At 64.4% G+C, this 13,510-nt stretch carries 13 protein-coding genes; 3 read left to right on the forward strand and 10 right to left on the reverse strand.

What is annotated here, in order from left to right; translation table 11 throughout:
- Positions 1–12: 12 nt before the first annotated feature.
- The 10 genes from RN01_RS25625 to RN01_RS25670 form a co-directional block, all read right to left on the reverse strand.
- Positions 13–2,895, reverse strand: a complete 2,883-nt coding sequence (locus RN01_RS25625; protein ID WP_009876609.1) for a conjugative transfer ATPase — start codon at positions 2,893–2,895, stop codon at positions 13–15.
- Positions 2,895–3,335 (reverse strand): TIGR03751 family conjugal transfer lipoprotein, encoded by a 441-nt coding sequence (locus RN01_RS25630; RefSeq protein ID WP_003158644.1) that lies wholly within the window; start codon positions 3,333–3,335, stop codon positions 2,895–2,897. The genes RN01_RS25625 and RN01_RS25630 overlap by 1 nt, the downstream gene beginning before the upstream one ends.
- Positions 3,316–4,746 carry a TIGR03752 family integrating conjugative element protein gene (locus RN01_RS25635; protein ID WP_011871453.1) on the reverse strand — a complete coding sequence of 477 codons (1,431 nt, stop codon included), beginning with the start codon at positions 4,744–4,746 and terminating at the stop codon, positions 3,316–3,318. Before RN01_RS25635 ends, RN01_RS25630 begins: the two co-directional genes overlap by 20 nt.
- Positions 4,736–5,653, reverse strand: a complete 918-nt coding sequence (locus tag RN01_RS25640; RefSeq protein ID WP_009876606.1) for a TIGR03749 family integrating conjugative element protein — start codon at positions 5,651–5,653, stop codon at positions 4,736–4,738. The genes RN01_RS25635 and RN01_RS25640 overlap by 11 nt, the downstream gene beginning before the upstream one ends.
- Positions 5,650–6,339, reverse strand: coding sequence for a PFL_4703 family integrating conjugative element protein (locus RN01_RS25645; protein ID WP_009876605.1), 690 nt, complete (start codon positions 6,337–6,339; stop codon positions 5,650–5,652). Before RN01_RS25645 ends, RN01_RS25640 begins: the two co-directional genes overlap by 4 nt.
- Entirely contained in the window at positions 6,336–6,746 is a 411-nt protein-coding gene (locus RN01_RS25650) for a TIGR03750 family conjugal transfer protein (RefSeq protein WP_003158639.1), read from the reverse strand. The genes RN01_RS25645 and RN01_RS25650 overlap by 4 nt, the downstream gene beginning before the upstream one ends.
- Positions 6,747–6,758: 12 nt before the next feature.
- Entirely contained in the window at positions 6,759–7,118 is a 360-nt protein-coding gene (locus RN01_RS25655; RefSeq protein ID WP_009876604.1) for a TIGR03745 family integrating conjugative element membrane protein, read from the reverse strand.
- Between the two features lie 16 nt (positions 7,119–7,134).
- Positions 7,135–7,368, reverse strand: coding sequence for a TIGR03758 family integrating conjugative element protein (locus RN01_RS25660; protein WP_009876603.1), 234 nt, complete (start codon positions 7,366–7,368; stop codon positions 7,135–7,137).
- Positions 7,365–7,745 (reverse strand): RAQPRD family integrative conjugative element protein, encoded by a 381-nt coding sequence (locus tag RN01_RS25665; protein WP_009876602.1) that lies wholly within the window; start codon positions 7,743–7,745, stop codon positions 7,365–7,367. Before RN01_RS25665 ends, RN01_RS25660 begins: the two co-directional genes overlap by 4 nt.
- A 136-nt stretch (positions 7,746–7,881) precedes the next feature.
- Entirely contained in the window at positions 7,882–8,784 is a 903-nt protein-coding gene (locus RN01_RS25670; protein WP_017514686.1) for a bacteriophage abortive infection AbiH family protein, read from the reverse strand.
- Positions 8,785–8,888: 104 nt separating this feature from the next.
- Between RN01_RS25670 and RN01_RS25675 the strand changes: the two genes are divergently transcribed.
- The 3 genes from RN01_RS25675 (at position 8,889) to RN01_RS25685 (ending at position 13,492) form a co-directional block, all read left to right on the forward strand.
- Complete coding sequence (locus RN01_RS25675) at positions 8,889–9,563, forward strand: hypothetical protein (RefSeq protein WP_011871451.1); 675 nt, start codon at positions 8,889–8,891, stop codon at positions 9,561–9,563.
- A gap of 151 nt (positions 9,564–9,714) precedes the next feature.
- A complete protein-coding gene (locus tag RN01_RS25680) occupies positions 9,715–10,767 on the forward strand; it encodes a DUF3800 domain-containing protein (RefSeq protein ID WP_011871450.1) in 1,053 nt (350 codons plus the stop codon).
- A gap of 100 nt (positions 10,768–10,867) precedes the next feature.
- Positions 10,868–13,492 carry an ATP-binding protein gene (locus RN01_RS25685; RefSeq protein WP_011871449.1) on the forward strand — a complete coding sequence of 875 codons (2,625 nt, stop codon included), beginning with the start codon at positions 10,868–10,870 and terminating at the stop codon, positions 13,490–13,492.
- Positions 13,493–13,510: the final 18 nt, after the last annotated feature.

Below are 13,510 nucleotides of genomic sequence, written 5' to 3' on the forward strand. Positions count from 1 at the left end.
GTGTTCTCCGGCTTACGACAGTTCCAAGGCCGGCGACTCGATGCCGCGTGCCTGGTCGATCTTCTCGGCGACCTTGAAAGCTGCTTCCAGCTCGGTGCAGCCGTATTGCTGCATGAGCTGGTAGCGCTCTGCCTTCTCTTCGGGTTCGGTTTGCGCGAGCGCGAGGTACAGGCTCGGCGGCACGGCGCGGAACAGCACTTCCATGCTCTTGGAGAGGATGACGCCCTCGGTGAATTTCCCCGCCTCTTTGCGCGCCGAAAGCATCAGCGCTTTCTGCGCGGGCGAGAGTTCGCGGAACCGGGCGATCTTCTCTACCTCGTCCGGCGGCATCGACAGGCAGATCCACCACTCGATCATGTTGAGCATGGGTTCCGCGGCGCGCGGCAGATCGTCGATATTCTGCGTCGCGAGCCAAAACCAGGCACCCAACTTGCGCCACATCTTCGTGATCTTCACGACGTAGGGCGCGAGCAGCGGGTTCTTGGTGATGATGTGCCCTTCATCGGTCACGTTGATGATCGGGCGGCCCAGGTACTGGTCGCGCTCGGCGATGTTGTTCACCGTGCTGATCAGGCTGATGTAGGCGATGGAAAGCTGCGCGTTGTAGCCTTCGCGGGCATAGGTCGCCAGATCGACCAGGGTGATGTCGGCCTCGGGCCACGGCGTGCCGTCGCGGTCGAACATTTCGCCATCGGTGCCTTGACAGAACATGTCCATGGCATCTGCCATCTCCAGCAGCCGCACGCGCCGCATCTCTGGCAGCGTTGGGTCCTGGCCGCGCTCGCGCAGCGCGTTGCGCACGTCGCGCGTGAGCACCGTGCGCTTCTCGGCCACGCAATGCTCGGCGGCGTCGAGGATGCACTGGCGGATGAGCGAGCGATCGGCCCGCGTCATCCGGGCCTCTTCTTTATCCTCGCCGCCGGTGATCATCAGCCGTGCGGTGATTTCCAACTCGCCGAGTACGTCGCGCTGCTCGTCCGCTTCCATGGCCGATGCATCGGGTGGCATGTCCTCGTCCAGCACATCGGCATCCAGCGTCTGCACGTCGCTCGGCGTTTCGATCAGCCGACGCGCGTCGGCGAACGGCGCCAGGCTGATGCCCGAGCCAGGGGCCAGCTTGACCCGGTTCACAGTCAGGCCCAGGCGCTTGGCGAAATCGCTGAACAAGCCGAAGCTGTTGCCGGCTTCCACGATGAAGAGGCGCGGCCGGTAGATGGCCGTGACCTGGTTCAAGAGGTTGTTGAGCGTTGCGCTTTTGCCGGAGCCGGTGGGGCCGAACAGGAACAGGTGCGCGTTCATCTGCCGATCCAGGCGGTTGAGCGGGTCAAAGGTGATCGGCCCGCCGCCTCGATTGAAGAACGTATTACCCGGATGGCCCGTGCCCTGGCTGCGGCCCCAGGCCGGTGAGAGGTTCGCCACGTGCTGGGCGAACATCAGTTGGGTGAACCAGTTCCGTCGATCCTGGCTCGGGTTGTAGCAGCACGGCAGCCAGCGCAGATAACTGTTCAAAGGCGCGACTTCATCGTCCTCGCGCACGGGCTGCAAACCGGCGTTAAGCATCACGTTCGCCAGATCAAGGCCGCGCCGGTCCAGTTCGGCTTCATCCCGGCCGCGCAAATAGAACGCCAGTGTTCCCCGGTACAGCTTGTGCGCGCTGCCGATCAGCGAGCGGGCCTCCTGCACATCCTTGAGCGTCTGTTCCGATGCCAGTGTTTCGCCGACTGCCTTCTTCGCCAGGTGGTTCAGGTGCGATTCGAGGATGTCCTGGGGGGTCGCCACCATGGTCAGACACATCGTCGTGTCCTCGGGCATCTGATCGAACAGCGTATTGATCGCATCGCCTTTGCGAGTTTCGCCAGTCAAATGCCCCGTGCCGGGCGGCATGCGCAGCCGGTCAGTGACCAGCACACGATGCGGCATGCCGTCGAAGTGCCAGGTGCCGTGCTCCGCGTCCGAACGTGGCTGGCTGAAGAAAAGCCGCTGGCTGAAATCCCGTCCGCTCGCCAGCTCGATCTCACCGTCTTCTGTCTCGTCGGGGTAGCGTGCCAGCGCATAGAAGCGTTCGCGGTCCTCGACCCCAGGGCCGAGCAGCGTGGGACGCGGGTTAAACCACCGCAGTAGCCAGTCATGGACGTCGGCCGCGACCATGCGCCGGGCCTGGATGCCGGCGTTCGCCAGCCCGCCACACAGGCGATCACAGACGATGTTCAGCATCTGCTCGGGCGTCTGGCCGCGGCGGCTCGCCTGCCCGGTGGCCCGGCGATAGACGACCATGCGCACGCGCCGCGTCTGGCCGCGCCAACGCAGCCGCGTGACCACCGTGTCCTCGAACAGCCCGCCCGGCTTCGCTACCGCGCGCAGGTGGTGTCCGAAGAAGCGAAGGTAGAACTCGGTGAAAGCCGTATTGCGGGCGCGCGGCTGCACGTAGTCGCGCAGGGTCTGCATGTACTGGTCGAAGCTGGGTTCGTCCTGGGCGTAGAGCTGGAGTACCCAGGGGTTCTCGTCCAGTTCATCGAACGAGTCCTGGAGCGCGTTCTCCAAGGCGTCGCGGGCATGCGCGAGCCAGCCGGGTTCCCGGCCCTCGGTGCCCAGCGGCACCAGCTCGTAGAATGCCGCGACCGATTGCCCGTCTTCCAGCAGCATGGACTTCGAATCGGGCAGGAACTCCACCCAGGGCAGGAATTCCGCGAACGACGGCGCGACGTCGTACAGCGCCTGCTCGTCGGCCACGGTCGCCGGCCTGCGGCCATGGACCGCCGTGCCGGGTTCTGGGATGCCGGCCTGGCGCAAGGCCTCGACGTGGCGTTGCCAGCCCTCCGGCCGCTCGTCATCGCCTGCGCCGGATGCGGCCAGCTTCGGCGCGGCCGACTTGTGCCAGGGGAGTTTCCAGCGCATCAGTAGTCCTCCACGCGCTCGCCCGGCATGGCGTACTGCACGCGCTGGTACAAGGGAAAAACCGTCGTATAGCCCGGCACGGGCACCGGGTCCGTGCCTGCCAGGTGCGGGTACACGTACATCACCAGGTCGGGATTCGGCAGGCGCTGGAACTGGCGATAGACCTCGTTGCGCGCTGTGCGCGTGTAGCGCATCTGCTCGGCGGGCGCGGCCTGTACATCCATCTCGGTCAGCGGCCGGCGCAGGCTCTGGCGCGCGTCGAGCAATTGCCTGCGTGCCACCTGGCCGGCGCCACCGCCGCCGTCACCGGCGTTCTGCTGCCAGATGTCCATCATCGTGCTGTCGCCGTGGGGCAGCAGCTTTTCCTTGCTGGTGGCGCAGCCGCCGAGCACCGCGACGGCAAGGGCCAGCGCCAGGCCCTTATTCAAGTTCGAGAGCATGGCTTTCTCCTGCACGGTGATCGACCTTGCGACCTTCGGGATCGAAATCGATGGCGAGCGGCTTTTCGAGGTGGACGGCGACCTTTGCGCCGGGTTGGACATAGACGGCGGCGAAGGCCTGGCCGTACAACTTGTTCACCCAATCGGCCATGTCGCGCACGCCACCGGCCAGGATGCGACCTACGGCCTCGTTGCTGGAAATGCCGACGCTGCCGATGGAACCGTCTGCGCCCACGTAGGACATCTGACCGCTGTCGCTGTCGATGAGCGAGGCCACGCCAGCACCCGCCGCGGTGATCAGCGCCTGCGAACCGAGGTACTGCTGGGCGTTGCTGCGCCGCTCTCCGCTGACGCAGGGAATGCCATAGGGATCGCTGATCCAGCCCAGGCCCCCACTTTGAGAGTTCTGCTGCTGGTTGTTCTGCTGGTTGCCGTCGCGGTCTTCGGGAATCGTCCGAATGGTCCCGTCATGGAACACAAAGGTGATGCTGCGCACCTGGCCGCGCACGCAAGAGAGCGTCCAGTCGCCCGAGGCCGTGCCGGAAAACACGGCGCCCGCCACGTCGGGAATGTCGATACCGTTTGCCGTGAGATTGTCGGGACCGACCAGGACTTTGAACGGATACGGATCGTTGACCGTACCGTCGATCGGCACGCGGCCGATCAGCGCCGTCATTGCCACCGATCCCATCAGCGTCGAGTTGGTCGGCACCGTATAGACCGGCTTGGCGCTCTTGACGCCTGCGGCGCGGGCGCCCGCGTTCGCCACGGTTTGTGCCGTGGTTTCCAGCGTGCTCTGCGCGGGGCCGAAGCTCGTCGGAAAGCTCATGCCGCCACCCGTGCCGCGACTGCCGTTACGCCCATCAGCGGGCTTCGCGTCGTCCGGCTCGACCCAGCGCACGCCGCCTTCCATGCCTGCCTCGTCGCCGTTACGCAGCCCCAGGCCCACGGGTAGATCGGCGTGGCCGCCGCCGCGCCCGCCGATGCCTTCCAGGCGCCGCTGCAGGTCGGCGAGCAGTCCCTCGGTCTGCTGGCGTTCGCTGGCTGCCTGCTGCTGGTCGCGGCGCAGGTTGGAGCGCTCGGTCTCCAGCGCCGAATTGATGCGCTGGTCGATCGAGTTCTCGCGTTGGCGCAGGCGCTGGTTCTCTTCGCGCTGGGACTTGTTGTCGGACAGCGCCGTCTGCAGTTCGGTGCGCAACTGCTTCACTTGCGCCACGAGCGTCGCCACGGTATCGCGGGGGGTATCGCCCTCGATGCCCAGCGCCTTCATCTCCTCCGGCGTGAGCTTGGCGCCGGCATCCGCAGCGGGCGGCGCCGACGAGCCTCCACCCGAAAACAGCCGGATGGCGACGAACAGCACCAGCAGGGCCACGGGGATCATTAACCACTTCAGGAGTCCGTTACTGCGCATGGCGGGCCTCCTTGTCGTCGGTGGCCTCGGCTTCGGGCTGCGGCAGATGCACGGCTGGGTCGAAGCGGTTGATCGCCGGCAGCAGCGATTGCGCGAGGCCGTGCCCCCGCGTCACCAAGTACAGGACGGTCGTGTCCTCTGGCGTCCCGCGCGGGCCGAGTGCTTCGTGCTGGAAGGTGGCGGTGAGGAAATCGCCCTGCAACACGCGCGGGTCCAGGGTGATCCAGCCGCCGCTGCTATTGGTGAGGCGCACGGCTGTGACCCACTGGTCTTCCAGACGCCACGAGGCGAGCGCAACTGCGCGCACCGGCAGCGTCGGCACCAGCGTGCCGAGGTCGAGATCGCGGCGCAGGTTCACCCGCATGACGCCCGGCAGCGGCTCCACGGTGCGCAGCGGTGCGTAGAGGTTCTGCGCGGCGAAGCGCGTCAGCACGACCGGAACCGGGGTTTCACGCCGCGCTGCCCGCGCGCCTGCCTGGTCCTGGGCGCGCGCCGGGGCGTCGTCTGCTCCGTCGGCTTGATCGCCATAGCGCGTCGGGGCGCTGTCGCCCTCGACGATGCGCACCGGCTCCAACTCGGCTTCGCCGTCCTTGGCCGGCTCGGCCGCGATATCGAGCAGAATCAGCGCGCCCGTGTCGGCATCCTGCAATTGCAGCCGTGTGGGCTCGATCGGCTCGCTCGCGCGCAGGTACACCGCGCCGCCCGCACTCTGCACCCGCAAGCGCTCGCCGACGCCCGCGGGCACGCCCACGCGGACGTTCCGGTTGATAAACACGACGCGCTCCTGCCCGACACGCAGGGGCACGGCCAGGGGCATGCGTTCCCAGCGAAGGATCTCCACGGCCTGGGCAAAAGGAGCCGAGGCGACGGCCAGCAGCCCCAGCAGTGCGAGTACAAGGTGCTTCATGGGGTTTCTCCTTGAGGCGCTTGCGGAGACAGGCCGCCAGGTGCCGGGCGCGACGGCTCCGGTGTGCTGATGCGCTGGGGCGCACCCTCGTAGCAGTCGAGCGCCAGGCCAAACGGATTGCGAGCGGGATCGATGTCCACCCGCGTGACTTTCACGGGGTAGCGCACCAAAGCCCGCTTGACTTGTTCCGCCCCGTAGTACTCGTCTGCGGTGATGTCCAGCGTCACCACCCAGTCGCGGTCGGACACCACGCGCACGCGCGCCGTGGGGTCGTCACCGTAGCCGCGACCGGGGATTTCGTAGATGCCGCGCACGCGCTGACGCAGCTCGCCCGTGGAGCGGCGATAGTCGTAGTCCGCCCGCAGGAAGGCCTGGCAGGATGGGGTGAGGTACGGCGAGAGCGTGTGGAGATTACGCGCATAGTCCTCTTCGCCATTCGTCGGCCAGCGGTTGAGGGTCTGAAACACGTAGAACGTGAACGCATAGACCGATTCGGGCGGCACTTCCCACCACTTGCGGGTACTGCCGGAGCGCAGATCAGGCGGGACGTGGATGGTCAGGTCGCGCGGAGCGCTCCACCAGCCGCCGCCCATGACCAGGGCGACGATGACCAGCGCGCCAGCACCCAGGCGAAGCGTCTTGATGTGCGCCTGCAGATGGGTGATCTCGTTCTTGAAGCGGCTCATCGTGCCCCCCTTGCAGCAGACCTTCGGGTGGTCCAGAAGCCGGAGCGTGAGATCAGCACATGGCCGCCCACCCAGCCCGCCACCAGCGGATAGCGCGTGGCGATGCGCCACTGGAGTTGCCGATACAGCCAGGTGTCGGGACGCCCACGCTTGAGGCGACGCAGGATGCCGCCCCCGATGAACACGCCGAAGGCCACGCCCAGCACGACGAACGTGGGCGCGAGCGCGATCGTGCGGAACACCCAGGACAGCGGCGCACCGACCAGCAGGCCGGCGGCGCCGGACAGGCCGCAGCAGATCCACAGCTCGTCGGCGGTGAGGCCGCGCACGACAACGGGATGGCGGTTGAGCCGGTGCGGAAGGAACGTGACCGTCCCGTCAGCACGGACGTGCTGCTGCTCGGACATACCGGCCTCGCCTTACAGGATGCCGGTGGCTTCGGTGAGCAGCCAGATGCCGATCACGAGCAGCACCGCGCCGATGGCGACCGTGAGGCCGAATTGGCCCCAGGTTTTGCGACCAGTGTGGATTTCCGCGTAGGTGCCGTAGGCGTGGTAGCACACGCCAATGAACATCGACGCCACAACCAGCAGGGCCACGAGCATGATGATGTCGTAGCCGTAGTTCCTGATCGTTTCCATGATGCCGTTGCCCGTGCCGCGGGTCGGGTTCTCCAGTTGCGGCAACCCCTGCGCGAACGACAGCGCGGGCAGCGCGGCGGCGCCCAGAGCCACGGTGGCGCGCTGGACAAAACGGGAAGTGAGGATGCGGTTTTGCATGGTCAGGCCTTTCAGGTCAGGAGAGGAGGAAGAAACTCAGGACGAGGTACATCGCGACGAAGCGGATGCAGACGCCGAGGAACTGGCGCTGGTTGAGGTGGCTCTCGGACCACCCCACGTAGGCCGTTCGGATGGCCCAGACGCCCCAGACGAGCAGGACCGCGAACACGACGCCGACCAAGACGGTCGCCATCGCGGAAGGCGCGATGCCGCTGTTGGCTTGAAATGCCGAGACCTGGGCGCCGTTCATGGCTTGACCTCCGCGGTCGTCGGCGATGGCTCGACGGCCCGCTCAGTGCGGTAGTCGCCGGCCAGTTCGGAGGGGTCGCGCGGCTGGGCACGCGAAGGTGAGAGGTGGGCCTGGATACCGGCGCGCACGCGCGCTAGGTCAGCCAGCAGCCGCGGGTAATCGAAGTGGTAGCGCTCTCCCGGCTGGATGGGGGCATGCGCGGCGCTGTCGGCGACGGTGCGCTCCAGCGCGTCGAGCTGGCGCAGCGCCGCGACCAGTTCCTGGCGCTGCGTGGGGGGCTCGGCCAACGCCATCGGGGACTGGCCCAGCAGGAGGGCCGTCACGAGAAAAGTGGGCACGCCGCGATGCGCGGCGCGCAGCCAGATCGGAGCCAACATCGCGCCATTCCTGTGAAATCAGCAATGGCTTGATCGTGGAGATCAGGGCTGCTTTAGGCCACAAACAATAGGAACTGGGGCCGACCGGATTAGGTGCGCAGCGATCCGCAAATACAGGAGCGAACGACGCTTTGTTCTACAGTGCGTCCCAAGAAGATGGCTGTCCAGCACCCGGCCACAAACCCAGGGCGACGAGCCGTTGTTCCTTATCAGGCCACTCTTGTTTGCTGCGGCATGCGACTGTCCATCGCGCCGCGGCAACGCTGGGCTGCTGAAGGAGCGCCTGGAAGTAGATCGCATCCACGGGGGACAGAGAGTGGCCAAGCACGACGACCTTCTGGATGGCTCCCAACGCCTGAAAAAACGTCCTATGCTGGGCGATCAGTTCCTCGGAACGCTTGAAGGTGGCTGAGAAGTAGTCGTCGATGATGTCGTTGGCTTCAGCCACCCGGGTATCGATCTCCTCGATATCCGGACGGTCGTTGAGCGAGGGGCGGGATTGGGGATTCCAGGCGTGGCCCAAGACCAACTCATCGTCTGCCGCATCGGATCGGCCGTGGATGTGCAGAACACGTGCCAGATCGATGCCATAGAGAGTGTCCAACGTGCTCGTGTAGTTGAAGGTCAGGAACAGCGCCTGTGGATCCAGCGTCGCAAGCCGTCGCGGGGCGGTGTCGTGTGTCGGGATGGGCAAGTCTCGGATCCATTCGGCAAAGCGCGTCCGAAGCCCCTTGGACAGTCGCTCGACGACGTTCCCCACCTCGTACTGAAAGTCGTGGTGCCCTGAATCACTCCAGTCCTCGGCACCATAGGCCCCCATGAAGTGCCCCAAGTTGTCGACCAGCATATCGGCATCCAGTTCAGCCAGGGCTAATTCCAAGTCGCACCAGTCGTCTCCGGCTGGAAGGTAGTCCTCGACCTCGCGATGAATGTCCCGGTCTGTGGCCAGGACATACTCCTTGAACTGTCCGAGGCCCGATGGAATGCCGTGCCACAGGTCGAATCCATTGCCGACTACATAAAGCGTGGTGGGGTGCACGGTGTGCTCCTTAGGTCCCAAGAATCCGAAGTGTCTGGGCATTGAAGGTTATGGTCGATATAGTAATATCAAATAGCGTAAATAACCCATTTGAGGAGTCAGTCATGAGCGTCGTTGCAGACCGTCTCGGCGTGTCGACCCTTGTGGGTACGCCCAAAGAGATTCAGGCTCAACTCGCTCGGTCGCAGGCTGACCACGTGCTGGTGGTGGCGTTCGACCACATCAAGCCCAGTGTTTTCGCGGCATTGGCGGAAAACTTCACCAACGTCGCTTCATCCATGTTCGAGGTGCTGCTTGAACGTCAGGACCGCGAATCGCTCGAACGGCTGGCAGAAATGCTCGTGCCGCGCAATCCGCTGTCGCCCCGGCTGCTCAAGGAAGCGAGCCTGCTGGTGCAGGCGCGTAAGGCGGTGTTGGAAAGTGGAGACTGGTTGACCGCCGCGAACATCGCACAACTCGCGGAACTGAGCACCCGGAACCCGAGCGCTCAGCCCAATAAGTGGAAGAAGCAACGCCAAATCTTCGCTATCAACCACGGTGGCATCGATTACTTTCCGGACTACGGGCTGGATCGTGACGCTGGTTTCCGTCCACTGAAATCGCTGGCCAAAGTGATTGAAACCTTCGAAGGACACAAAGACGGCTGGGGCATGGCTTATTGGTTCCGCTCCGAAAACAGCTTCCTGGGTGGAAATCGTCCCCAGGATCTACTCGCTTCGGCACCGGACCGTGTCATTGCGGCCGCTGTGGATGAAATTCTTGAAATGACCCATGACTAAGCGATGCGCCAATCTGCCCGCCGATGGCGAGCCACCTAGTGAACCATCCTCGGCCGCGTCTGAGCCTTCGCACAACGACGTCGGTGCCTACGATGCCGTGCTCGAATTGGCCGACAGGATCGGAGTGTCCATTGTCCAGGGGAAGAGTTGAATGGAATGCTTCCGGATCGATGAAAGTGGTTATACCGGCTTTGACCTGATGAACCCTGAGCAGCGGTTCCAAGGAGCGACGGCCATCGCCATTGAGGATGACGAGGCCGGGCGCCTGATCCGGGAGCACTTTCCCAAGCTTCAGGCGGACGAACTCAAGTACCGGGCGTTGGCTCGGCGCCCAGCCAATCACCCCCGTCTGATGGCGCTGCAGCGCGACTTGCTAACCGACCACAAGTGCGTGACCTACGTCTGCGACAAGCGCTACCTGTTGCTGCTGATGTTCCTGGACTACGCGGTCGAGCCGTTCTACTATGAGCGCGGCATGGACTTCTACGAAGACGGGCAGAACTACTCGCTTGCGTCGCTGCTGTATACGGTTGGACCGACGCTCCTCGGCAAAGGCGCGCTCGACCGGCTGTTGGTCAGCTTCCAGCGCGCGGTGAAGGAAAAGAGCTCGGAGGCGCTTGGGAACCTGATCGATGCGGCGTGCGCATCGCGCTGGTGGGAACTGCCGGAAGCGCTTGGCCCGCTTGCGCAGTTCGCTGCCCCTGAATGCCTGAAGGCGATCGTCACGCCGGGCGTCAACACCGATGCTGCTTTCGTGGTGCTGCAGTCCCTGGTCAGTCGGATGGAAATCATGGCTGACGGCCCGTATCGGGTCGAGCACGATCAGTCCAAGAACCTGCTCACTTATCACGACCTGCTGCAGCGGTACATCCGCCATGAGAAACCGATCACGTTTCGTCAATCGGAGATCGCCAGCATCACCTTTCCGCTCAAGCTTCAGTCCGTGACTCAGATCGATTCAAAGCACAGTCCTGCAGTGCAAGTGGCGGACGTGATGATCGGCGCGGCCATCGAAGCGGCGAATACGCTTACCGGACAACGCGCCGGGGTACTGGATGCCGAGAAGGTCATGGCGCTGTACGCCGATCATCAACTGATCCATATGCTGCCCTCGATCGACTTCGAGGAGCAAAAGCGTTTCCGTCAGGGATCCCAAGCGGGGCAGGTCATCGACTATTTTGCTGAGAACTTCCACAAACCGTAATAGCGAATGGAAGCATGACCCGCCTGTGCCTACTGCGCTGGCGACCGATCAACATCATCAAGGACGCCATCGAAGCGTCTTCCTGTGTAGAGGGGGCTGCATGGCAAGCATTCATTCGGAGTACCACCGCTTCTTGGCGCACTTGGCGCAACGCCAGGTGCATGACGACGTGTGCCGGCTCGCGCATCTGGTGCTTGATCACCTGCAACCTCTGGCTGAAGTTGGTGCAGCGCGCCGTGGACGCTCCACCCGCATGGCGCCACTGGCCGTCGCCCATTTGGCGCAGATGCCGGTCGCGTACCAGGGAGATGGCCACGGACCCGAAGTCGGGCCGGCGCTGGGGCGCCTGCGCCAGCTTGAGGTGGGACCGTTTCGCGGATTCATGCGGCAAGAGACATTCGACCTCAGCCACGACATCACTTTGGTCTATGGCGCCAACGGTACCGGCAAGAGCAGCTTCTGCGAGGCGCTGGAAGTGGCGATGCTCGGCTCCATCAGCGAGGCCCAAGTCAAGCGGGTCGACCAACGGACATACTGCAACAATGCCCGGTTGCGTCGCCATGTCGCGCCCGTCCTGTCTTCCGGAGCACCAGACCAGGCCCAGGCTGTGCAGCCCAACGAAGCGGAGTACCGCTTCTGCTTCATCGAAAAGAACCGCCTCGATGACTTCGCCCGCATCGCGGCGCGTACTCCGGGCGATCAGCGGCAGCTCATCGCTACCTTGTTTGGCGTGGATCAGTTCAGCGACTTCGTGCGCGGCTTCAATCCCGCGCTCGACCAAGACCTGATGCTCGTCGGCGCCCAGGCTACTCAACTCGCGCAGCGGCGCTTGCAGTTGGCGAACTCTGAACAGACGATCGCTGCTTATCCGCAAAAGATCGCGGCGGTGGAGAACTCCGAGCAAGCGCTGGCGCAACGAATGTCGCCCGGCGCGACGTACCAGGCTTGCGTTGACTGGCTGCTCGGCACACCGGAGCAGCAAGGGCGGCTGCCGTACGTCCAGGCGCAACTGGTTGCCGTCCCACCTGCCGTTCATGAGGTGAGCCAAGCGCGGCTGCAGACGCTGCTGGATGAGGCTTATCACCTTCAAGGCCTGTGGCAGGCGGCCACCGGACAGCTTTCGGCGCGTGCTGGGGAAGTGTCGTACGCTAAGCTCTACGAGGCTGTGCTGGCCTTGACTGACGGGGCGACCACCTGTCCCGCATGCGGAACCGGATTGGCTGCTGTCGCACAGGATCCTTTCGCCAAGGCCCGCACGGGCCTGGAGCAGCTCGCGCAGTTGGCCACCCTCCAGCAGCAGGAAGCCGGCCTACGGACGCAGTTGAGCGAGGCGGTGCGGGCGCTGTGGGACGAGATGCGTCGGGTAGTCGCGGTTGGCGCAAACGCTTGTCCTGCACAGTTGCAGGCAGCAGGCCTGCCTCCATTGCCGCCTACCTCGACAGGCGCCTGGCTTGGCGCATGGGTCGATGGCGACCGGCGTGCCTGGAACGCTCTGCTGCAGGTCACGGAAATCATCGAGCGCGCCGACGCGCAAGCCCGCGAAGCGCATGCCCTGCGCGGGGCGCTGGCCCGGGAGCGGGACGCACTGGACCAGCACCGGCTGGAGATCGAACGGCTGCGGACCATACGCATGACAGCCGACCAAGAAATGGCCGCTGCCCGCCAGACCGTGGCCCAATTTGACGAGGCGAACCGTGAGTTGATCGAGTCGGTCGCAACCGAAGTGCCGGTAGTCGCGCACCACCTGCGGGTCAAGGCCGCCTACGACGGCTTCTTGCCCGAAATCCAAGCCTACTTGGCCGCATTGCCGGGCGTGCTGCTCCAGGGCCTCGGAGAACAGGCACGCAATCTGTACAACGCATTCAATCGTGCTGATCCGCCTGGCGACCTCTTGCACGCGTTGTGGCTGCCTGTCGCCGAAAACGGCAAGATCGAAGTAGAGTTCACCGGTGAGCCTGGCGTGCGCTATGACGCGCTGGTGGTCTTCAGCGAAGGGCATATCAAGTGCCTGGGTCTGGCGATTCTGCTGGCGAAGAACATCGCGCAGGGGTGCCCCGTGGTCATTTTCGATGACGTCGTCAACGCGATCGACGATGACCATCGTGACGGAATCTGGCGTACCTTCTTCGAGGATGGCTTGCTCGTCGGCAAGCAGGTCATCCTCACCTCACACGCCGAGGAGTTTCTGCACCGGATCCAGCAGGAATTGGGCGCCCGGCGGGCCGGGTCCATCAAGCGCTACAAGTTCCTCCCGCACCAGGGCGAGCATGAGCTGCGCGTTGACAGCGATCCACCGACGAAGAACTACGTCCTGTTGGCCCAGCAGGCGTTGGCAGCCGATGAGAAGCGTGAGGCGCTGCGCCAGGCGCGGCCCGCGCTGGAGAGTCTGACTGACCGTCTCTGGACTTGGCTGGGCCGGCGAGCAGATGGGCGCATCGAACTCAAGCTAGGCGGGCCACGCTCCCCCTGGGAATTGAACAACAAATGCGCAAAGTTGAGATCAGCCGTCGATCGCATCTCCGCGCAGCATGCTGGCGCGCCAGACGTCGTTGTCGCTTTGACCCGGCTGCTTGGTGTTGGTGCAGGAAGCATTGAATGGGGGTGTCTCAACAGCGGTGTCCACGATTCCCAGCGAGACCACGAGTTCGACCGCTCCTTAGTGAGAGTCATTGTCGAATCGATTACGGCGTTGGACGCTGCGTTAGATGTTCTGCAGAACCGATGAGCACTACAGCCACGCGGG

Source organism: Cupriavidus sp. SHE (assembly GCF_000812445.1).
GTDB lineage: Bacteria > Pseudomonadota > Gammaproteobacteria > Burkholderiales > Burkholderiaceae > Cupriavidus > Cupriavidus metallidurans.